At 53.3% G+C, this 21,195-nt stretch carries 22 protein-coding genes, 1 tRNA gene and 1 pseudogene; 4 read left to right on the plus strand and 20 right to left on the minus strand.

All coding sequences use genetic code 11. The features are described from left to right. Positions 1–26: 26 nt before the first annotated feature. The 3 genes from iolG to ACR0LN_RS21090 all read right to left on the minus strand — a co-directional run bounded on the left by iolG (position 27) and on the right by ACR0LN_RS21090 (position 3,005). Positions 27–1,040: an inositol 2-dehydrogenase gene (gene iolG, locus ACR0LN_RS21080; RefSeq protein ID WP_480432500.1), complete on the minus strand. Its 1,014-nt coding sequence runs from the start codon at positions 1,038–1,040 to the stop codon at positions 27–29. 113 nt (positions 1,041–1,153) lie between these two features. Next, positions 1,154–1,351 (minus strand): hypothetical protein, encoded by a 198-nt coding sequence (locus ACR0LN_RS21085; protein WP_480432502.1) that lies wholly within the window; start codon positions 1,349–1,351, stop codon positions 1,154–1,156. Positions 1,352–2,219: 868 nt separating this feature from the next. Next, positions 2,220–3,005: a family 16 glycosylhydrolase gene (locus ACR0LN_RS21090; RefSeq protein WP_480432503.1), complete on the minus strand. Its 786-nt coding sequence runs from the start codon at positions 3,003–3,005 to the stop codon at positions 2,220–2,222. Positions 3,006–3,108: 103 nt separating this feature from the next. Between ACR0LN_RS21090 and ACR0LN_RS21095 the strand changes: the two genes are divergently transcribed. After that, positions 3,109–3,330, plus strand: coding sequence for a hypothetical protein (locus ACR0LN_RS21095; protein WP_480432505.1), 222 nt, complete (start codon positions 3,109–3,111; stop codon positions 3,328–3,330). 44 nt (positions 3,331–3,374) lie between these two features. Here ACR0LN_RS21095 and ACR0LN_RS21100 read toward each other — a convergent pair whose 3' ends face one another. From ACR0LN_RS21100 to ACR0LN_RS21140, 9 genes and pseudogenes are all read right to left on the minus strand, one after another. Next, positions 3,375–4,610, minus strand: coding sequence for an RICIN domain-containing protein (locus ACR0LN_RS21100; RefSeq protein WP_480432506.1), 1,236 nt, complete (start codon positions 4,608–4,610; stop codon positions 3,375–3,377). 1,176 nt (positions 4,611–5,786) lie between these two features. Then, positions 5,787–7,325 (minus strand): glycosyltransferase family 2 protein, encoded by a 1,539-nt coding sequence (locus ACR0LN_RS21105; protein ID WP_480432507.1) that lies wholly within the window; start codon positions 7,323–7,325, stop codon positions 5,787–5,789. 2 nt (positions 7,326–7,327) lie between these two features. Next, entirely contained in the window at positions 7,328–8,251 is a 924-nt protein-coding gene (locus tag ACR0LN_RS21110; RefSeq protein ID WP_480432509.1) for a glycosyltransferase family 2 protein, read from the minus strand. After that, on the minus strand, positions 8,248–8,802 hold the full coding sequence (locus ACR0LN_RS21115) for a hypothetical protein (protein ID WP_480432511.1): 555 nt from the start codon (positions 8,800–8,802) through the stop codon (positions 8,248–8,250). Before ACR0LN_RS21115 ends, ACR0LN_RS21110 begins: the two co-directional genes overlap by 4 nt. Further along, complete coding sequence (locus ACR0LN_RS21120) at positions 8,799–9,515, minus strand: hypothetical protein (protein ID WP_480432513.1); 717 nt, start codon at positions 9,513–9,515, stop codon at positions 8,799–8,801. The genes ACR0LN_RS21115 and ACR0LN_RS21120 overlap by 4 nt, the downstream gene beginning before the upstream one ends. A 378-nt stretch (positions 9,516–9,893) precedes the next feature. Continuing rightward, a pseudogene (locus tag ACR0LN_RS21125) lies at positions 9,894–10,115 on the minus strand (IS3 family transposase); the annotation flags it as partial. Positions 10,116–10,499: 384 nt separating this feature from the next. Then, a tRNA-Arg gene (locus ACR0LN_RS21130) sits at positions 10,500–10,576 on the minus strand. Between the two features lie 21 nt (positions 10,577–10,597). After that, positions 10,598–11,074 carry a GNAT family N-acetyltransferase gene (locus ACR0LN_RS21135; protein ID WP_480432515.1) on the minus strand — a complete coding sequence of 159 codons (477 nt, stop codon included), beginning with the start codon at positions 11,072–11,074 and terminating at the stop codon, positions 10,598–10,600. A gap of 1 nt (position 11,075) precedes the next feature. After that, on the minus strand, positions 11,076–11,387 hold the full coding sequence (locus ACR0LN_RS21140; RefSeq protein ID WP_480432516.1) for an ETC complex I subunit: 312 nt from the start codon (positions 11,385–11,387) through the stop codon (positions 11,076–11,078). A gap of 152 nt (positions 11,388–11,539) precedes the next feature. Here ACR0LN_RS21140 and uvrB point away from each other — a divergent pair, with 152 nt between their 5' ends. After that, positions 11,540–13,726, plus strand: a complete 2,187-nt coding sequence (gene uvrB, locus ACR0LN_RS21145; protein WP_480432518.1) for an excinuclease ABC subunit UvrB — start codon at positions 11,540–11,542, stop codon at positions 13,724–13,726. A gap of 37 nt (positions 13,727–13,763) precedes the next feature. On the opposite strand, the gene ACR0LN_RS21150 is transcribed toward uvrB, so the two are convergent. After that, positions 13,764–14,387, minus strand: a complete 624-nt coding sequence (locus ACR0LN_RS21150) for a hypothetical protein (RefSeq protein ID WP_480432520.1) — start codon at positions 14,385–14,387, stop codon at positions 13,764–13,766. Positions 14,388–14,609: 222 nt separating this feature from the next. On the opposite strand from ACR0LN_RS21150, the gene ACR0LN_RS21155 reads away from it, so the two are divergent. Then, positions 14,610–15,317, plus strand: a complete 708-nt coding sequence (locus ACR0LN_RS21155; protein ID WP_480432523.1) for an ORF6N domain-containing protein — start codon at positions 14,610–14,612, stop codon at positions 15,315–15,317. Here ACR0LN_RS21155 and ACR0LN_RS21160 read toward each other — a convergent pair. The 5 genes from ACR0LN_RS21160 to ACR0LN_RS21180 all read right to left on the minus strand — a co-directional run bounded on the left by ACR0LN_RS21160 (position 15,314) and on the right by ACR0LN_RS21180 (position 17,471). Further along, positions 15,314–15,667, minus strand: a complete 354-nt coding sequence (locus tag ACR0LN_RS21160; protein ID WP_480432525.1) for an MmcQ/YjbR family DNA-binding protein — start codon at positions 15,665–15,667, stop codon at positions 15,314–15,316. The genes ACR0LN_RS21155 and ACR0LN_RS21160 overlap by 4 nt on opposite strands. Before the next feature lie 39 nt (positions 15,668–15,706). Then, positions 15,707–16,000, minus strand: coding sequence for an antibiotic biosynthesis monooxygenase family protein (locus ACR0LN_RS21165; RefSeq protein WP_480432527.1), 294 nt, complete (start codon positions 15,998–16,000; stop codon positions 15,707–15,709). Between the two features lie 98 nt (positions 16,001–16,098). After that, entirely contained in the window at positions 16,099–16,521 is a 423-nt protein-coding gene (locus ACR0LN_RS21170) for an excalibur calcium-binding domain-containing protein (RefSeq protein ID WP_480432529.1), read from the minus strand. A 151-nt stretch (positions 16,522–16,672) separates the two neighbouring features. Beyond that, positions 16,673–17,080 (minus strand): universal stress protein, encoded by a 408-nt coding sequence (locus ACR0LN_RS21175; protein ID WP_480432531.1) that lies wholly within the window; start codon positions 17,078–17,080, stop codon positions 16,673–16,675. A 64-nt stretch (positions 17,081–17,144) separates the two neighbouring features. Further along, positions 17,145–17,471 (minus strand): antibiotic biosynthesis monooxygenase family protein, encoded by a 327-nt coding sequence (locus tag ACR0LN_RS21180; RefSeq protein ID WP_480432532.1) that lies wholly within the window; start codon positions 17,469–17,471, stop codon positions 17,145–17,147. Positions 17,472–17,595: 124 nt separating this feature from the next. On the opposite strand from ACR0LN_RS21180, the gene ACR0LN_RS21185 reads away from it, so the two are divergent. Next, positions 17,596–18,279, plus strand: a complete 684-nt coding sequence (locus ACR0LN_RS21185; RefSeq protein ID WP_480432534.1) for a hypothetical protein — start codon at positions 17,596–17,598, stop codon at positions 18,277–18,279. A 45-nt stretch (positions 18,280–18,324) separates the two neighbouring features. Here the strand turns inward: ACR0LN_RS21185 and ACR0LN_RS21190 are convergent, their stop codons facing one another. Next, positions 18,325–20,613, minus strand: a complete 2,289-nt coding sequence (locus ACR0LN_RS21190; RefSeq protein WP_480432536.1) for a glycosyl hydrolase family 28-related protein — start codon at positions 20,611–20,613, stop codon at positions 18,325–18,327. Between the two features lie 133 nt (positions 20,614–20,746). Continuing rightward, positions 20,747–21,148, minus strand: coding sequence for a DUF4864 domain-containing protein (locus tag ACR0LN_RS21195; RefSeq protein ID WP_480432538.1), 402 nt, complete (start codon positions 21,146–21,148; stop codon positions 20,747–20,749). Positions 21,149–21,195 lie beyond the last annotated feature (47 nt).

Below are 21,195 nucleotides of genomic sequence, written 5' to 3' on the forward strand. Positions count from 1 at the left end.
CTTCCCCCAAGTTTCCGCATATCGGCTCATTTTGCAACCGGTTTCAAAATTTCATCCATGACCACCGGCTGACCGGACTTTGCAGATCGGGTCGCGGCCTCGGCCATAGCAAGCGCGGCGACGCCATCCTCAAGCGTCACGGGCATCGCAGAACCGGCCTGCAGAGCCTTTACGAAAGCATCCCATTCCGCCCGGTAAGCAGGCATATAGCGCTCAAGGAAAAAGTAAGTGGGTTTCGCCCCGGTCACACCATCAGCGGTCGACTTGACCACCGCATTCTCCAGAATGTTATGCGCCTGCAACAACCCACCTGAACCCAGCATTTCGACCCTCTGATCATAGCCATACACGGCCCGGCGCGAGTTCTTGATCACCGCGATCTGACCATCCGCGTAAGTCATTGTAGCTACAGCAGTATCCACATCCCCAGCACGCCCGATCTCGGGGTCGACCATCGAGGTGCCAACAGCCGAAATCTGAACCGGCAACTGCCCCATCAGATAGTTCGCCATATCGAAATCATGGATCATCATGTCCCGGAACAATCCGCCCGAGACCTTGATGTAACTGACCGGTGGCGGCGCCGGGTCGAAAGAGGTGATCGACAGCATCTCGGGCGCCCCAATTTCACCCTGATCCGCGGCAGATTTCAAAGCCGAAAAACTGGGGTCAAATCGGCGATTGAACCCCACCATCACCGGCTGGCCAGTTTCCGCCGCCGCGGACTGACACGCCCGTGCCCGCTCCAAACTGAGATCAACGGGCTTTTCGCACAAAACTGCCTTACCGGCCCGGGTTGCGGCCTCAATTAGATCAGAATGTGTGTCTGTAGGCGTAGCAATCAGAACCGCATCAATCGACGGGTCGGCAATGATGTCCATAGAGTCGCGCGCCATGGCACCTTGTTCGGCGGCAAGGCTTTCAGCGGCATCAGGAATTGCATCGGAAACCGCGCAGAGATGGCTTAGTGGGTGCCCAGCAATGGCCTGCGCATGTACACGCCCAATGCGCCCGGCACCAAGCAATCCGACTCTGAGCATGGAGGCCTCCCGATTCTTTATTTCGGGGACACCATGAGTCTCTTTGCAACCGGTTGCAAGAATTTTTTCACAAAAACAGTTGTTGGAAAGTAGCCAGTCGAGTTTTCAACAAATCAACTTGGTCGCACAGCAACTAATACAACGTCCAGTTCGTCTTCCAGTGCCTGCAGTTTCCGAAGGTCTTCTTTCGGCAGAGCGGCAGAATCCGCATCCACGGCGGCAAGCGCCACAACGGGGCTGCCAATCTCTTTTTCAAGCGCCCGTACAGCTTCCAGTTTGTCAGCTTCCAGCGATGCAATTGGGTAAAGCATGGGATTCTCCTGTCTAACTCTGACAGTGAGTATACCCGATTTTCTTTATTTTCCGAACAATCCGGCAATCCCAGTAAGACTCGAAACCTCAACCAGTTGATTTGAGGTCAGGTGGGGTGGAAATCAGAGCAATCACCACATCCACCCACCTATCCAATCTCAAAAAGGGACAATTCGCTATTTTTTCAATAATATTGAGATGATTGCCGTCAGTCATCAATCGTATTTAGCGGACCATCAGCAACCAGCCAATCTTGTCTCCCAACAGAAACAGCTCGCAAAAAACTTTCTGATCGGGCTCTGTCCAAACTGGTGCCGCCTGAAGGTGAGCCCCTCGATTTATCCGATACCATGTGCTCTGGGCTGCGTGGGGGGGTGTATTCCGCCTGAACGTTGTGGATGTATGAAAAACGCGCAATGGCGGGACACAATGCAAGCATATTTTGGGCACATGTTGCGCATGGCCACAGCCGGCACAGCGAGAGGATGACATAGCCAGACTCTCACAGGCGCGTGCAATTGCACTGGGCATTGAGGCAAAAGCCGCATGAGGCTTCGACCAGGTTTTAGTGGCGCAAGAATAACGAATAGAAAAAGGGCGAACCGCAATGCGCGCGCCAACGGTTCAGGAAGTCATCAAACTTTGTTCGGAACCTAGGTTATACACCCTGAAGACCGAGGACGTGCGACAGCGCCGGTTAAAGTTGGCGCTTGCAGAACACTTACCCGGTCGAAGGAGTGACCGACGAAGACCTTCTTTATATCGTGGTATCCAACAGCCCTTAATTGGGCACTTACGCTGAAATTGGGCTAAAATTGAACCGCAATATGCTCGCCAGCATGTCTTCTATCGGAGCTAAATCACCAATCACCTCGGCCACCAGTCAGAACATTGACCGGCATCAGCTTGTGGCGGTCGATAGGATACACAGTAGTATCGCGCCGACGCACGAGTGTTGTTTGGTGCGTTACCCGACCAATCGTTTTGCTCTTCACCACTAACCCAGATGTTGGCGAAAATCTTCTGGGGATTGGAAGGGATTGGAGTTTCATCAGACGTCACTCGCAAAATCTCTCGCCCATCCGCGTACCAGGTCAAGCTATCTGGAAACCATTCAAAAGCGTACAGGTGAGGCTCATCGGCTGCATCAAATCCAAGATTGACAGTTCTGACCGACAGCCTTTCTCCATCTACGAATGTTCCAAGCAGAACTTTGGTTGTATCGCCGCCCAAAAACTCAAAGTCGATTTCGTCATGAGGCGCATGGAAATGCGGGCCGGTATAAGTGAAAAATGATGAAATTACGCCCTCACCGCGAGCAGCGGTCATAACAACTTCATAGCGACCAAAAGATGTTTGCCCAGGACGCTGCACTTCACCGCCTTCGTATTGCTTTCCCGATCCGTCTTCCGCCGGGTAAAGATTCAGTACGAGCGATTTATCTTCCATATCATAGTGTACGGCTTTTCTGGACCAAGCCGTATCGATCCACGCCGCCTGGTTTTTGTAACTGGAAATGTACCAGTTCTCAGACCCTAGATCATCCGAGCGAGATATAAAGCCCGAGGCCTGCATTTCCGCAGCGCCAACTGCCAAGACCGTAGATAGCGACACCATCGCGAACAACGCCATAATCGATTTTGAAAAAAACATGCCGTGAACTCTCGCATCAATTAATTCACGCTTAACCTACAGTTCATTTAGCCACCTAAATTTCTCCACATTACATGAGCATATCTTGTTTAGGAGGATTTGCATGAATCACAAAATAGCAAAAGACGCCCTGTATTCGGCAAGCATCCTGACGGAATGCTTCAAATCGAATGTTGGAGACAATCCATGGCTTCAAGCTAACCCTGAAATCGCCATAACGGTAGAAAGGGCTGTTCTGGCAATGGAAGAAGCCTGTGAGGCAATAAGGCAAAAACAATCAGACGACCTGCGCGACGCAGATTCAGAACAACGCCTGACAGGATAACCTTCTTCTTATCGTCACTCGACGATGAAATTCTTAAGGACCTACTACCCAACTATGCGCCATTGCTGGTCAACCTCACCCGTGAATTCCACTTGACGAGTGACAGTTTCGCCTACACTCGACTGCTTGGTATCATTAGATGATAAACATAAGCCGCTGTGACGGTTGCGAATAATAAATGCACTATTCGCGGTATCTGCCGAGGCAGATAATTCCAGATGCCATTCTTGTTGGCGATTGTCCCCGCTTCCTTGTGTCCAGATACCGATTTCGTGACCAACATTATAACCCCGGCCTGGGTTCTCCAGAACGTATTTTGGTGATGCTGAACATCTGAACAGGAAAAACTCGTTATCCTTTTCAATAACCCAGTCGAAATTGATTGAGTCGGTATACTGAGTCGTTTCCACTTTGTCGCCATTTTGTGTTCCCCGGTATCGCAGCCACAAACCGGTTTTGAGATTACGGACACGGTAGGTTTTTCCTAGCTCAATTGGCGTTTGGCCCCACCTTTTTTCAAGTCCATCACCTGCCATTTGCGCGTGGCAGATTGAGGAAAAATTCGTTACACCATATCCACCGTAAGGTTTTTCGCGGGCACTGATGCTTTCCGGAGAGCCGGCATTAAAAGCGTATGCACCGCAACCTTCATAGAACATATGAAATTTGTTGCCGAGTTTTATCACTGACGGAGACCAGATTGCGCCTTCATCTACCGAACCAGCTGGACCGCGCATCAAGATTGGATTTTGTGAGTACTCTTCCCAAGGTTTTGTGGCAACCTTGTTGATTTCCTGCCGCCATAGCCCAATCCCTTCCGGGTAATCTTTGTGAACACCGCCGCCCGGAATAAATGCATAAATATGGCCGCCCTCGACAAACATACGCGCCGTAACCCAGCTTTCGTCGTCAAAGTCATTGTCCAGGATTGTGTCGGGCATTGGAAAGGCCAGGTCGTATGGTGCAGTCCACTTCAACCCGTCACTAGACGTCCGAACAACGGCTCCAAATCCGAATCCATCCGTATCCAGCGCTGCCGATAGCATCACAAACTTTTCACCGTCGTGGGTAATTCCCATCCCCCCAGTATGGATCGAATTCGCGAAATCATCCGAGGCGTCCTTCAGAAGCCCAACTTGAGTGAAGTTTAAACCGTCGCGTGATTTCCAAAGCAAAGTCGGCGGCCACGAATTTATGCCGTGGCCAGTGCCCTTGGCGCCTTTGAGAATGGTATACAGGTAAACTTCGTTGTTGTAGACGCAGGCCTCAGGATTGGACAAACGGCGTGCGGCCTTGCCCCAACCCGTTCCAGAGCCGGTAAAATCGACATCATCTGGGTGCAGGATGTAGTCCGACTCCTAGTCCCAATTGGAGTACGCGTTGAATTCGCCAGTGCCCTGACGCCAAAGTCCGACCGCGTGGTTGTTGTTGTCGGTACCCACGTGCCCACGAAAATACAAATGGACTCTTCCGTCGAACACAACCGCGCCGGTATTGAGCAGGCTTGAGCCAAACCAATTGAGTTTATTGTTCTTCTGCCCCCCAAGAATGACGGCCCTGCTCGATTGGCGACTAAATCGAATCATGAAGTTTCCCAAAACCTAGTTCGCTTGGTCTCACGAAGTGCAACACGCTGCTTTGGCGGGCTCAAGTTGGAGTGGGAAAAAACAAATGCTTTGCACTTATTTTACTTTGGAATCGGGATTCCCCACTGTTCAGTCAGCAACTTTGCAGGTTGGCGGGTTCAGAAAAGTCTTTGACTAAGTAGAACGCTAGCAAGAAACCCAAGTTAACCAAAACGTGGTGCAACCCTATGTTGCTGTTGCGACGCGCTCGACTCTTATCCCCACTTTAACAACGCAAACCCCCTCAAATCGCGCCGCAACTAACGAGTAGCTGCGTCAGATGATTGAATGGTGGCTGCTTCCTTAATCAAGCGCAATGTGGTCAGTTGGCTCACTCCAAGTACAATTCGATTGTCTTGAAATTCGTGGGGCGGCACGTCGAACTAATAACCCCCTCAAATCCAGTTGGAAAAACCAGAACGTTCTAAAATCAAAACACGCCGCCCACGCGTAGAGTCTCACATTGTGGCAAAATTGTGTCCACGTCTCACTGCGAAACACACCGTTTACGAAATGGAAACGAAACGTTTTGCTCAATTTCACCAGCTACGGGGAACCCCCAATATCGAGATCGGGTTCATTTCATTATGTTGGTGTTAACGGAGAAAATGCACACTCCTCCGGCACCCCCAGGATAGAGGGGCTGGCTTTACCCCCTCGTCCAGCCCCTCGCACCACTCATCGCCTCAATGAGGTTGTGACGACCAACTCCGATAGTCGGCAGCGTTTCGAAAGCCCACTCTATTAATCAATTCAAGTACACTTACTATTGTTGGGGGGCAGCGAACCACTGCAAGGGGAGTTTCTTCAAGCATCAACCATTGTGTCTAGTCACGACACCAATCTTTCTTCGGCGTCGAGTGGTGGCAAGGGTACACTCACCTGCTTTTGACTAATTGCTGGCTTAAACATTACCGAGACATCATTTTGCATCTGAGTGGGTGAATCCAATTGCGCTGAGTGCTCAAATACAACCTCGTCATTGCAGACCATTGTCAACTCGACGCCGATATCGTCAAGGTCTTGTGCGGGTAAATTGATCAGAATTGCGTTAGGGACATCCATTAGAATTCTCTGATTCAAAATCAGTGCCTCACGAAGATACGAGAGATACTCGCCTTTGTAGATCAAGGAATAGAATACGTTGAAATTGTTGGTAGCAGACGAGTCTGCCGCATCAGTTTGCTCACCTCGAAAGCGAGGCTTGAAATAGATCAAAATATCGCCATCCATTTTAGTAGGACGCGATACATCGGCTACAATAGCACCTGGAGTAACAACGCTGTCGTCGTCATCATTGGGCGCCATATTATTAGCAACGACCGGGTCTAGCCGCCACTCACCCCCTTGCGCGTTTACAGTACCCTTTTGGTCAATTTTTAGGTTTGCGCTCAGAATATATTTCTTGCCAGGCGATGCATCAGTATCAACGCTTGTCGGGCAAACTTCATTATTAACGTCGGAAATCAGAAGATGATTTTGAGGAACCATTTTCTTCTGGGTTTCCAGGGCCGCGGCCGAGTAATAGTTTTGGTAACCCATTTCCGGAGCCCGGTTTTTCCCGGTCGCATTTTTGACAAGCAGACCGTGACCAATCTCCAAATACTGATTGAGCCCCCATTTGTTCAAAAAAAGCTCCCACCCAACACTCCGGTTGCGCAACTTACTGTACGATTTCTGAGCCGGATGATGGTGTCGAGCTACAATTTCCGGAGTATAAACGACACGCCAATGGCCCTTCATCTTTAGATTTAGGTAAAAATCTTCGTGCTCTCCGTTCGATTTGAACAGCGGGTCCCACCTTATTTCACTGCTGAACATGGATGTTCTGAACACTGCAAAATTCATTACAGCATCGCATTCAAAATAACGTATGCCATCGATGGTTTTTGGCTCTGGCGCAAAATAATGAACGGGTGTTGCGACCAGTTTACCGTTCTTGGCATCGTAGTTTAAAAACAACTCCCAAAATCGATTCTCTGAATAGACTTCACCATCCACCTGGTGGATATCTATTAGTCGACCACCCACCACGCCAACGTCGTGTTCGTTTGACAGCACTTTCAGAGCAGGCTCAAAACTTGTATCCGGCCCTAGAATAAAGTCATCGTCACAAAGCACAAAGAAGGGTTCTTTCACCAAATCAACGGCGGCATTGCGAGAGGCGCAAACCCCGGCATCCTTCTCCATCCAGGCAACACTACAGTTATTATTTTGGTAGAACTCGACCTGCTCTTTGCTGCGCGGCGACTGGTCCGCGACGTAAATTGGCATGTCCGGGAAATAGCGACGAACGGATGCAATTAAGCGTTGTGCTACATGAGGCCTGGATATTGTGGCAAATACCAACGCTAAGTCTTGATTGCCCATTTTTACCTCGCCCCTTTTAGGACCTTACAGGCCGCCAGTGAGTATCCAAGGTCGTACAATTGCCGCAAAGCAGATTCGAAGTGCTCAACACGGCAATTTGAGAGCGCAATCTCCCATGCATTTTCACTCATGGGCAAATTCACCAGCGTAGACTGAGGTACTTCGCAGTTGTTGCTTCGCAAGTATTCGTTGACATGGAATGTCGTAATACCCTGCCAAAAAAACCTTCGGCGGAACCAATCTTGCGTCATTCGCTGAGGTGAAATCTGGTGCGCCACCCGAATTTCAGGATCAAAAAAGAATCTGTACCCATCCCGCTTTAGCAGAGCGTTAATGGCGTTCTCTCCTGAAAGCAGATTGTCCCCAACTCGCCCCAACTGTTCGGGAAAAGCCCCGTAGTCTAACAAGGGCTTAATACGGTAGGCACTGTTTGCTTCGCAAAGCCATTCGTCAGCAACCAGATGTCTCGCAAAATTGGACCACCCCAAGCAAACCGATAGCGGATGGAGAAAAAACTCGCCTTTTAGCCAATCTGGCCTGTGACCATTCCAAATTGGATCCAGCTCACCCCCGACTGCGACGGTATTATCGTCCAATTTCTCAAACCGCTCGACTATCAGTTCGCACCAGTTGGGCGCCGGAATGGCGTCGTCGTCCGTAAACGCAGCGATTTCAGCTTTTGCTTCTGTCATTCCCCGGTTACGAGCCGCAGCAAGGCCCTGCTTCGCCTCTCGACACAATCGCAAATTAGGATGCTTCCGCGCATACGCAGCCGCGATTTCAGGGGATCGGTCGGTAGAAGCGTTGTCCACCACAACAATCTCAAAGTCCTCGTGAGGCAGGGTCTGAGATACAAGCGCATCGAGACATTGGGGAAGCGTGTCTTCCCGATTAAATACGCAGACGATTACTGAGAGTTTTGTCATTTCCCTGCCTGACTCCAGTTCGTGACGAACACATTGAGCATTGATATTGTGAAGTTCACCTCTTCACGCGAAGGGATAAATATTATGAGCTTCGCTCTATCCACTTCACCGGACACCTCGCACCAGGTCGAAAGAGTTTCCTGCACAAAGGTCTCTTCCTCTGGTACGTGGATTTCTCCCATTGAGAAGTCGGTTCTCACGTTGTCTTTTGAAACAACCCGGAAGATCGCCTTATATGTCCCCGGGATAGAGCTTTTCAGGGATACCAATGTCGTAACCTGAAATTGTCCGCCAACTTCGGTAATATCGACGCTATGGACAAATGACATCCATTTGCTTTTTGCGACATCTTTCAACGCAACATCAAAGACGTAGAAGTGATCCGGCGGCGAAACCGAAATGCTCTCTTTCTCACGCTGCCTTATATAAGCCCGAGATTCATCCGACTCCGCCCCTATCTCGAAAGAGCCGTGAAAAGTTGCGAACGGACTTAATTGCTGCCATTCCCCCACTGTTGTGGGAATCTTGAAAATTGATTGCGATGCGTTCATTTTTCTACGTCATCCAGTTCCGAACGTTGGTCAACATTACTGTTGCACCTGTGGTTGAGCTCTTCGTACCGTCTCGTTCCATCAAGAATCTCTGGATAATCCCGAACCAGTTCTTCCCGAGTGATAATGAACGAAACGGCGGAGGTATCTTTGCTTTCCTTTTTTTGTGCCTCGAGGTCGTTGACGCGGGGCCACTGCTTTAAGAAGGTCGCAAAAGAGGGATTCAATTTAGCGCCTACCAACCTTGCGGCGGTGTGCATGTTGAACAAATCAGGTGATTCCAGCGGTATCATTAAAAGGCGACTACGTTTTTCAACGTGCTCATAAAACTCAAGGTTGTTCATCCAGTTCTTCACAACCCTATCTGGCGACATGCCCCATGGTTTTATGTTGCCGTGCGAGTTTACAATCTTTTCGACAGGTCTATACGTCGCAATTACAATGGCTTCCGGGAAGGTCTCCATGAATTCATATGCATCATCGTCCACTCCCGGATCTTCCAGTTTTAGCGTTTTGACACTGTGGATAACGGGAAAATCAGCCGCGCGGCCTTGCTGCTTCAGCTGTGCGTAGGATGGGGAGAGTTCTCCGTTAGAATCACGAGCAGAATGAACCTTGGCAATCGGGTAAATGCTCCCACCGGTAAGTTTATCCAGGAGCTTAATTGAAAACTCGCTTCCAGAGCGGCTGCCAGATGCTACTAAATACTTCAATCCTTAGCGCCTTTTCTTGCTCAACAACGTGTCGTTTTCAGTTAGGCACAGCCTTGGTTCGACCATCAGCCAAAAAGGACCAGCCGACAGGTCAAGACCGCAATTTCAAGCCTCAGATCGAGACTACCCACAACTTTAGGGAGAGTCGAGGCAATTGCGTCATTGAAACGAAGTCCTGTATGTACCCCTTGACGGAGACCTTATTGATAGCCTTGCCAAGCTGGCATGTTTGTAAGTTCGGTTAACTTTCAGCTTTTGAATTGTCAACTCGCACACCGCCCGAACAGTGTTTGTTTGCTACATTGTTAGATCAGTATCTGCGGCCGTAGAAGATTTCTCCGCTCAGCTGTTCGTCGCTGAACCATGGGTTGAAGCCGCAGCAGCCTCCTGAAAGATCAGCTTGTCCAGCGTGAGGTCGGATATAGCCTTTCTTCGCCGCTCTTTCTCCTTCTAAGGCCGTTTGAGTTCCCTAAATTGCTCGGTTCGCATTCCGTCATTCTGCGCGCGCCAGCGGAAGTAAGTCTGTTCAGTTAAACGAACCTCGCGGATAGCATCAACTCGTGCCACATATTGCCCGACGAGCACCTCAAGCTGTCGCAGTTTCGTAAAAGCTTCTGTGACTTATTTCGGTTCGTCCGCAGTCCGATCCTCTGCTTTCTTAATCCCAACGGCGGACAACTTCACTGGGGGGATCACAGGCCAGTCAAAAAAGGCTGAATTACCAGCCGTGAAACTTTGAATGATTGGGCTTATTGGCTGCGACACGGCGCTGGCTATAAAATCTGAACCCTGACTGAAAACCAATCTGAGATTTTATCTTTCAGGGGTCATCCTCAAGCCGAAGGCCACCGGCGCATTCTCAAGCACTGCTCAGACAACGGCGAAATGCGCACAAATCAGCGCGCTTGCCCCCATTTTGCCACCTACAACCAAGATGTGGAGTTAATTCTCTGGCTGGTACCTACCATAAGCCTTTGATAATAGTGGCGATCCCTGAAGGACTCGAACCCTCAACCTGCTGATTAGAAGTCAGCTGCTCTATCCAGTTGAGCTAAGGGACCGCTGCGCCCTTCTTGCGGTTTTTACGGGCGGGGTTCAAGACCCAAGCGCATGAAGGCTGAATTCGGATCGGACTCGTATCCAAAAATCGGTCCGCAATAGGAATAGCCTAACGCTTCGTAGAGCCTGCGCGCGGCATCATATTCGGAAAGATGCTCTGCACCGGTTTCCAGAACCAACGCCGAAACCTTTTCGGATCGAGCCTGCTGGGCAAGATGCTCCATCATCGCACGCGCAAGACCGCGCCCCCGGGCTTTTGATAGGATATGCACCGATTTCACTTCAGCAGTACCATCCGGCAGCACCTTGAGCGCACCACAACCCACTGGCTGACCGTTTTCATACATCGCCCAAAACCGAATCCCCGGCCCAGCCAATGCCTCGGCGTCCATAGTGTGGTTGCTCTCCGCAGGCCCGGCCGTTTCGCTATGGGCGAAATGTGCCTCAACCACCGGGCGCAGCGCGTCCGAGATTGGATCTGCCTCGCGGATGTCAATCATATTAGTGGGTCCAGGGACCGCGCCGGTCGGTGGCGAAATTCTCACCATAGCCACGAGCGCGCAGGTTGTGTTTGCGCTTGTGCGGCTCACTGACCTGCGCATCAATCCCGTTGTCCTTGGCGTAGTCCAACGCCTCTTCCTTGGTATCGAACTTCAGGCGCACCTGGGTCTGCGTATCGTTGGACGAGGTCCAACCCATCAGCGGATCAACCTCACGCGCTGACGCAGGGGCATACTCCAATACCCATTTGCGGGTCTTGGCCATACCCGAGGTCATCGCGTTTCGCGAAGGCTGGTAAATCCGTGCGCGCATGTCGCCTCTCCGTACTCACTTGGCTGGGATGTTTATGCGTCAGGCGGGCGGCGCGGACAAGTCCGCATTTGTCGCAATTCAAGGGTTTGGAAATGCCCTCTTGAACAAGAACAAAAACAGACCAAAATCAGGCGCGAAAGGAATCTCCCCTGATGGCCTATGCTCATTCCGACAAGACCCAGTTGACCGCCGAAGATGTCCGCGCCCGTTTGAAACTGGAGGGCGGCAAAGAATTCGTGATGCATACCGAATTCAACCCGGCAGGTGACCAGCCAACGGCGATCAAGGAACTGGCAGGCGGCGTTCTGGACGGCGAACGCGATCAGGTTCTGTTGGGCGCGACCGGGACGGGTAAAACCTTCACCATGGCGAAGGTGATCGAAGAAACCCAGCGCCCTGCCATCATCCTTGCGCCCAACAAAACGCTGGCGGCGCAGTTATACGGAGAGTTCAAGGGCTTCTTCCCCGAAAACTCGGTCGAGTACTTCGTCTCCTACTACGACTACTACCAGCCCGAAGCCTATGTGCCGCGGTCGGACACCTATATCGAGAAGGAATCCCAGATCAACGAACAGATCGATCGGATGCGCCACTCGGCCACACGGGCGTTGCTGGAACGCGATGACGTGATCATCGTAGCCTCGGTCAGCTGCATCTATGGTATCGGTTCAGTTGAGACATATGGGGCAATGACGCAGGACCTGAAAGTCGGCCAGGATTACGACCAGCGGCAAGTGATGGCCGATCTGGTCGCCCAGCAATACCGCCGCAACGATCAGGCGTTTCAGCGCGGGTCCTTCCGGGTGCGCGGCGACAGCTTGGAAATCTGGCCCGCCCACCTTGAGGACCGCGCGTGGAAGCTGTCCTTCTTTGGCGAGGAACTTGAGCAGATCACCGAATTCGACCCGCTGACCGGTGAAAAGACCGACACGATGGAGCAGATCCGGGTCTATGCGAATTCCCACTACGTGACGCCGAAACCGACGATGCAGCAGGCAATTATCGGGATCAAAAAGGAACTCCGCATCCGGCTGGATCAACTGGTGGGCGAAGGCAAACTGCTGGAAGCGCAACGGCTGGAACAACGCACCAACTTCGATCTGGAGATGCTTGAGGCCACCGGCGTCTGTAACGGGATCGAGAACTACTCACGCTACCTGACAGGCCGTGCACCGGGCGAGCCGCCCCCAACACTGTTCGAATTCATCCCCGACAACGCAATCGTCTTTGCCGACGAATCCCACGTCTCCGTCCCGCAGATCGGCGGCATGTACCGGGGCGACTATCGGCGCAAATTCACGCTGGCCGAACACGGCTTCCGCCTGCCGTCCTGCATGGACAACCGCCCCCTCAAGTTCGAGGAATGGGACGCCATGCGCCCGCAATCCGTCTTTGTCTCGGCAACGCCAGCGAAATGGGAGATCGAACAGACCGGCGGGGTGTTCACCGAACAGGTCATCCGCCCCACCGGCCTTTTGGACCCCGAGGTCGAAATCCGCCCCGTCTCAATGCAGGTCGACGATCTGTTGGACGAGGTGCGCAAGGTCACCGCCAACGGTTTCCGCACGCTGGTCACGACGCTGACCAAACGCATGGCCGAGGATCTGACCGAATACCTGCACGAACAGGGCATCAAGGTGCGCTACATGCACTCGGACATCGACACGCTGGAACGGATCGAAATCCTGCGTGACCTGCGGCTGGGCGCGTTCGATGTGTTGGTCGGCATCAACCTGCTGCGCGAAGGGCTCGACATCCCGGAATGCGGTCTGGTCGCCATTCTGGACGCGGATAAAGAGGGCTTCCTACGCTCGGAAACATCCCTGATCCAGACCATCGGCCGCGCCGCGCGGAACGCCGATGGCCGGGTGATCATGTATGCAGACAAGATCACCGGCTCGATGGAACGCGCGCTGGAGGAAACCAACCGCCGCCGCGCCAAACAGCTCGCCTATAACGAGGAACATGGCATCACGCCCGAGACGGTTAAAAAGAATGTCGAGGACGTTCTGGCCGGTCTCTACGAAGGCGACGTCGACATGAACCGCGTCACCGCCACCATCGACAAACCAATGCACGGCGCGAATTTGGAAGCGCATCTGGACGGCCTGCGCGAGAAGATGCGCAAAGCCGCCGAGAACCTTGAATTCGAAGAAGCCGCCAACATCCGGGATGAGATCAAACGTCTGGAAGCGGTCGATCTGGCCGTCGCCGACGACCCCATGGCGCGCCAATGGGCGGTCGAGAAAGCCTCGGAAGACGCAGTGAAATCGCGCGGGCGCTCAACGGCTGGGCGGCCGGGCCAGCGGGGCGGGAATGTGAAGCGACGGAAGCGGTGAATGGCTTATAGCCATAGGTAGTTTCGATTTTTAGACGCTATTCGGTATCACCTGCGTTACCAGTTTGGCCGTCCGACACATATAAACCGCAGGTCTTTGATCCATCTCCAATGTCCACGCAGGCCACTGATTTCGTTGTATCTATCGCCACAACCGGACCGCATTGCCTAATGGCGTCAACATCTAAGCAAATAAACTGACCGATATCGGGCGTAAGAAGATCTAGCATCGCTTGAGCATGAGTTTTTTCGGAACCCATTTTCACACCGTCCATTACGGACAATTTTCCATCCCCGAACCAGTCGTTGTCCATGAAAATAGCGCCTTTTAAGAAGCTAGTAGGAACCAAACCTGAAGATGCCCAGTCTTTTTTGTCCTCCTCCGAAATTGTTACTCCTGTGCCTTTTTCTAGCCCATTGATAGCAAATCTTCTTGCCGGCAAATAATTTGCATCTTCTTTGTAATCGCCAGCCAATATTCCAAGGCTCAGTTTTGCGAGTTCCAAATCGAGTTCACGATCACGGTTCAGGTAGCCGAAGTAGCTTGCAGCAACTGTGCCGAGCACACCCAAAACGCCACCTGCGAAAAATGACAACCACGCTGCCAGCCGCGTAGCCCTTCCCTCTATGCTTGCTATTCTTTCATCAATTTCATTTGCCATAAGATTACGACTCCAAATCGAAAGAGATTGTACGACGTTAGTCAGATGCCAATACTAATGGAGCTAGACTACCTGAAACCTATTGATGTTAAAGCCCTTTCGTCGCTCACCTAACCGGTCGTCTTTTCTTTAAGCAACCCAATCGCCCAACACGCCACCCTTGCAGCCCAGCGCCCTCTCCTCCACGTTTGGAATCACAAATTGTGATTCCAAACGGTTGCCATGACGAACCCGACCCCCCTGCCCAGCACGCATAAGGTCCAGAGCGCCATTCACCGGGTGCGCGGTGTCCGCGTGGTGCTGGCCGAGGATCTGGCGCAGTTCTACGGGAAATCCGTCAGCGCCTTCAATCAGGCCGTCTCGCGCAACAAGGACCTGTTCGAGGGCTACCGGTTTCAGTTGACCGATGCCGAGGTCGCCGATTTGCAATCACAGAATGTGATCTCAAAGCCCAAGGGCCGTGGCGGGCGGCGGGTCAATCCGTGGGTCTATACGGATTACGGCGTGGCCATCGCCTCGGCCCTGTTCAAGGACCCGCGCGCCATCAGGATCACGCGGATGATCACCGAGGCCTTTGTTGACGGTGCGAACGCGCTAGCCGAAACCCCGCGCAGCCTGCCGGAAATCCTGCCACCCGAGAACGCCCCTGCACCCTTGTTACCCAATGGTGAGCAACTGCGCGATCTGGCCGAAAACATCCTCGATTCCGGTCAGCAGAGCCTTGTCGACTACATCGCCAACCCCACCACCAAGCGCCAGCAGGCGGTGGCGGTGATCATGAAGACCCTGGCTGAGACCGCAGGCGAAGAGGTGCGCACCCAGCACGAACGCCTGCGCCTGAACATCGCCCAGCGCCTGGCGACCGGGGATTATGCCGATGACGATGATCGCAAACGGCTGCTGGACCTGTTGCACGCGATGAAGGGTTAAAGCCCCAGTTCCGTCCGCAGCTTCTTGGTCAGCTTGGCGACCACCAGATCATAAGACGTCACGATATGCTCGCGCAGAGAAGCATCGCTCATCCCGCGTTCTTCATAGACCTGCAGCCATTTCATCCCCCGCGACGCCAGATAGGGCGCTGGGCGGATGCCGGGCTCATCAGACAGCACCTCAAAGGCCAGATCGGTCGCCTTGAAAGTGAACGCGTCCCGCCCGTCATTCCAGCCGCAGATCGCAAAGACCTTACCGCCGACCTTCCACACGTCCGCATTACCCCATTGCACCACATGCGTGGTGGCCTTGAGGCAGGCGCAGAAGGTGTTGAACTGATCACGGGTCATCGCCTGAACCTCGGCGATCACCCAGTGGTATGCAAGCGGTTAAAGGGCTTTATCCCAATGGACAACCACATCAAAACCGGCGGGCGATGGCGGGCCTTCGAGGAACTCGGCGAAATGGCCCCACAGCTCGGCCACTTTGGGCGCGTTTGCATTCGAGGTTTCTTCGCTTTGCACCACAGCAACGACGAAACCCGTGCCGTCTTCGTTCATGACATTGGTAAAACTGTGCATGCCATCCATGCCCATAATCTGATCTTTCAGTTCATTCATCTTCGCCTCGGCCGCATCCCGCATGCCGGGCTTCATTTTGAACTGAGTAATACGTGCAAACATGTCTTTCCTCCCTGTCTGGGCGAAACCCCACAATGACGGCCAAAAACGGCACGTCGCGCGCAGTGTAGCACAATGTTAGGGAAACGCGCAGGGCAGGTTCAGGGACGCACGAACTTGGCGCTTCCCACCGTTCGGGAGGGCGAGGATTCCGGCTGCTGCGCCGCTGTGTTTGGTTGAACAGGCGCAGCGACCGTGCCACAGGCCACGCCATCACCATCGGTGTCATTGCGCGGATGATAACCGGGCTCGCCGACAAAAAACGGCCCCGGAGCTATGGGGGCGACGACCTCGCAACCTGCTAGGGCGATCAGATGCAGCAAGGCCTCCTCCCGCTCGAACTCGGACGTTCGAATAAACACACCCATGGCAATGACGGCAGTTGTTACCGGCAGCATAAGGATCATCAAAATGATCCGAAGCGGTGACAAGGCACGTTTGCGCGTGACCTCGGCCCGCTTATGGCGCTCCGCAGCGCTTGGGTCAAAAAAAAGGGGTTTCAGAACGCGCTTCCTGGATGACATTCCGTCGTCTTACCCCAAATTTGTGGCTAACTCGAGACGCCCCACCTTATACGTCGAAAGATGAGGTTTTGTTGCAGATGACATACCTAAGCGAGAGTCCACGTCCTCGCCTTGTTCTGATCTGTGGCCCGCGCGATGTTTCATGCCCCATTCAGCGCACCACGTGAACTGCACAGGCTGCGTGACGAACCACATGGTTTGTCGTCGACCCCAACAGAAGGTCCTGCATACCTGGCCGGTGCGACGCCATGATGATCAAGTCGGGTTTATGAGTTTCTGCCCAATCCAGAATAGTGCGCCCAGAATGCCCTTCGACCACGACTCCCGCGGCATGTGGTAGTTTGGCCGCCAAATCATTCAATTCAGTCTGTAGCGCCTTACGTGCTTCGGTCAGGTATTCAGGCGGCATATAAGAGATTGCATAGTTCGGGATATGCTCAACCACATGCAACAGCGTTACCTGAGCGTCGGGTGTCGCCAGAATCTCAGCCAGTTTCAATGGTCCCGAAATATCCCGTTCGGCATCGAAAGAAATGGGAACAAGAATGTTGTGATACATGGCGTGCACCTCCGTTTTCTTGCACCATCATCTGCGGTAGAGGGCGTTAAAGCTTTGATCCAGGTCAGGAACTACCAAAAGTTTCGGCCACGTCGTACATCACCGGTTCAAAGCTTTTGCACAGCTCGTTGATCTTGCGGTTTCGATCGCGCATTTCGGGGGTTCTCAGCATGGCCAAGAAGTCCTCGCGACGTTCCCATTGCGAGTAATTGGCAATCCGTGTCTGGGCGTCATTCACATGCAAACCGGCTGAAATGAACCCCGGCTGTTTCGAGATAAATCCGGCATAGGCGTCGGTAAGAGCCTCAAGCAGATCATGGCAGGTACCCGGTGTCATTTCAAATGTGGTGATGACGGTCTGGACGCTCGCGTTCTTGGAAATTTTCGGCATCTGGATTCTCCCTTAACTTTCGCAAGCCTAACACAGGAATTGGAAAGGTCTCGTGTTTCCTTTCCGCACAAGAGCTGTTTGTTGGTTTCCAAAAAATGAACAAAAAACTAACCATTGGTTAACCATGCTGGCGGATGCTGCGCGCATGTGCCGGGTCGTCTTTCTTTTTTCTCTGCTGCTTGTTGCGACCCCGGCTTTGTCGGGGGCATGGCTGCTGGAAAAGGGCAAAGCGTTCACAGCAACCTCTGTAACGGCCGTCAAAGACCCCTGCGGCATGTATGACTACAAAACCGCATTTTATGCAGAATTCGGGTACATGCCCAAACTGACAATCGGACTGGATTTCGAAGAGAACCGAGACGTCTATGGCCATGCACTGTTGTTCGCTCGGCTGCCTGTTTCCGATTTTGGAAAATGGGGTCGTTTTGCAATCGAATTCGGTGCAGGTGCCCATCACAGGCAACGGGACGCATGGGCGCTGTACAAACTGACCCTTTCATATGGCAAGGTGTTTAACACGGGCAGGGGAAGTGGTTGGACAGCCATTGATACTGCGGTCGAGTACCGGACACATGACGCAGTGTTCCGCAAACTGGATATCACGACCGGACTTTCTGCTGATCGGCTTTTCAACCCGTTGCTCCAAGTCGAAACGACTTACACCCCTGATCGACCGCTATTCTGGAGAGCACGCCCTTCGATCATGATCCGACCTCGGGACAGCAAAGCCACGTGGGTGCTGGGCCTGGAACGCACTCAGGCCCGCTCTGATACGGGCCTGAAACTTGCGCTTTGGAGCGAATTCTGAACACGGCGAATTGATCACTCTTGGCAAGAGGCGATCATCTGCGGGTCAACGCTCCATTCGGATGATAGCAGAAACTTCGCCTCGCACCGATTCAGGCCAGCGCAGATTTATGGCATCCTTTTCTGCACCCTTTTCCATCTCTGCATAAGGTGCGCCAAATGTTGTCGAACCAAAGACCGTTCTCAGAGGGCCAAGAACGGTGACCGCATCGCAACTGCGCGCAAAGCCGTTGAACGGCAATCCACCGGCAGTTTGAACCGTCCATACGCTTGAGGCCGAATTTTGCGCGTGTCGAACGCGGGTTGGGTTGGCGACTTTCGTCGTGACCCCGTGGAAGGTATTGTCCTGAAACGTCACATCCCGATGCGCCAGCCTGTTCAAGTCGGCAAAAGTGGTGTCCACCCGTTCCGCACGGTCGATGTTTCCGTTTGTCGAACGGAACTTGTTCCCGGTTACCACTACTCCGTTCAAGAAATGCCCGGCCCCGTGCGGACGAATAACGATGCAACTAAACCACGGGGCAACTTCGCTGGAGTAGAAAATATTGTCGGTAATCGCCATCGAACTGAACGAGAATCCGGCAGTGTAGACTGGGTCCGCGTCCCGTTCATTGGTCCACTCGACAAAGCAATTGTCTACGTAGTTCTCCGAGATGGTCGAACTGTTGTAGGTCCCAATCATGACCAGGCCAGCGCTGCGCACGCCTTGCGGGATGCTGTCACCTTGGAAAAAGTGATTGCCCAGAATCATATTGTTAGGGCCACCCAATACGGCAAAGTGCAGGAACCGCACGGCCCGGTTGTGACGTAGCTTTACATCATTCGCCGTGGCGTTCAGCGCGATAGACTTACGGTTTGAAACGTTGAAGGACTCTTCTGTCGACAAGAACTGGCAATTGTCGATCAGCATGCCCTGGCACCCTGTCCCGATCGAGGTGATCCCGCGATCTTTAGGGCGGCTGATGAAGCAGTTCGAAATCGCAAAGGTGCTGCCAGACGGAGCCAGCCGGATACCGCTGCTGCGGCCATTGCACTGAAACTCGATCTCTTCCATTCCGAACTTCCGTAAGGTGCTGAAGCCGGTGAAATCCAGCAAGTATTTGAAGGATTGGAACGTGAAGGTCTGGGTGCCCGAGGCGTCATAGATCGGCGCGTTCAGCGTGATCTCACCCGCGCCTTCATTCTTGGAACGGACGTAAATTTCGCGCCCCACCCCGTTGCCCTCGACCAGTGCGCCGACAGGAATGTTAGCAACATTGGCGACGTTGGTTAGGCGGGTTGGATCGGATGGGTTGTAGGTCGCGACCGAGGTGAAGGTCTCTGTATCCCAGGCCGAGCTGCTTTTCACGTCGAACTGTCCGTTACGGATCACGCGGCGGGTTGAAAATCCGCTTTGCCGGTTTGGAACGGCGGCAGCCATATCAATGGGTTCCGTGACTGACACCTTGCGCCCGCCCATATCCAACGATTCATGGTCGGAGTTGTTGAGCAGCGCCTGAAAGGCCTTTTTGAAGGCCAGCATTTCGTCGCCAAACGCGTTGATATAGGTCGGCAGGTCGAAATTCTTGGTAAGTAGCAGCATCTTGTCGTCGGGCATTGTCACGGTGCCCTCGAAATCCATCTCGGACGCCATCGACGTGTTTTCTGCCAACAGATAGGTGCCCTCGGGCACAAAGACGCGACGCCCGTTTGCGGCCTGATCCGCAGCCTCGAACGCAGCCGAGTCATCTGTGACGCCGTCACCCACAGCTCCGAAATCGCGCACGTCGACAAGGCTGATCAGATCCCGCAGAAACGCCCCGGTGATGTCTGTAATCTCGATATCGTCAACCCGGACAACGGCGCCATTCGCACCATCAATATCCAGACCAAAATGACCGTACAAAGCGTCAACTCCCCACGGCATGTCCACACCGGGGCGCTGACCGGTGCCGACAATGGCCGTGATCTCTTGCACCGAGCCATAGCCCGAAAGCTGCGTCGCCGGCCCCTGCTCGACAACGCCAGTGACACGCACATCCCCTGCACCGCCAGCCCAACCGGCGATGCGCACCTCGGGCAACGGGCCACTGATGGCTTTGACCCGCGCCTTGATCTGCAAATAGCACCCCGGCAACAGCGGCGTTTGACCCATATACCGCAGAGTTTGCGTGGTGTTGACCTTGAGAATTTCCAGACAACCGCCGAAATCCGCGTCAGCTGGAACAAACGCGCCCGAGCCTGACCCATCATAGGTTGGAGAGCCCGGCGTTCCATCGCCACTGGACCATACGTTCAAACCGTTTGCGAATGCAGGTGGCATGAATACGATGCCGTCGGTGATTGCCTTGTTCATAGAAATCCCTTTCCCAGTCGCGCCGCAACGGCGCGCATAAACCCAGTGCTCAGAGACATCGCCCCGAACGCAAAAGCCTGAGTACCGAAAAGGGATTAACCGCCGCTCATGTCACCGTGACGGTGGTGTTGCTTCAGGCCGCCGGATCGGCGTTGCCCAGCAACTGAACTCCATTGATCTTCCAGCCATTGTCTAGTGGCACCATCTGGTAGTCTAGGATATGAACCCCGCCATCACCGTCGGTGATCATCACCTTCTGCCACAACGCTCCGGCTATCTCGCGCAGCTCCAGAAAGCGGACATCTGCCGGGCGCCAGACCATCGGATAGCCGCGCTTTACCATCACGCCGAAATTCTCTGGGGTTTGGAACAGGCGCTGGATATTGGGGCTAGCGAAAGTAAAGGCGGTGGCAAAATCGTCCGCCTTAAAGGCCTGAATCTGGGCTGCTATATTCGCCTCGATCTCAGCGTTTTGGGCAAACGCACCCGAGGCCAATCCAGCACTCAGGGATACAGCAAGCAATAGTCGACGCATGGGGCCACCTCCTGCATCAACAGTAGCCCCACGCGGTATCAGGTCAA

This window comes from Ruegeria sp. AA6 (assembly GCF_056542865.1).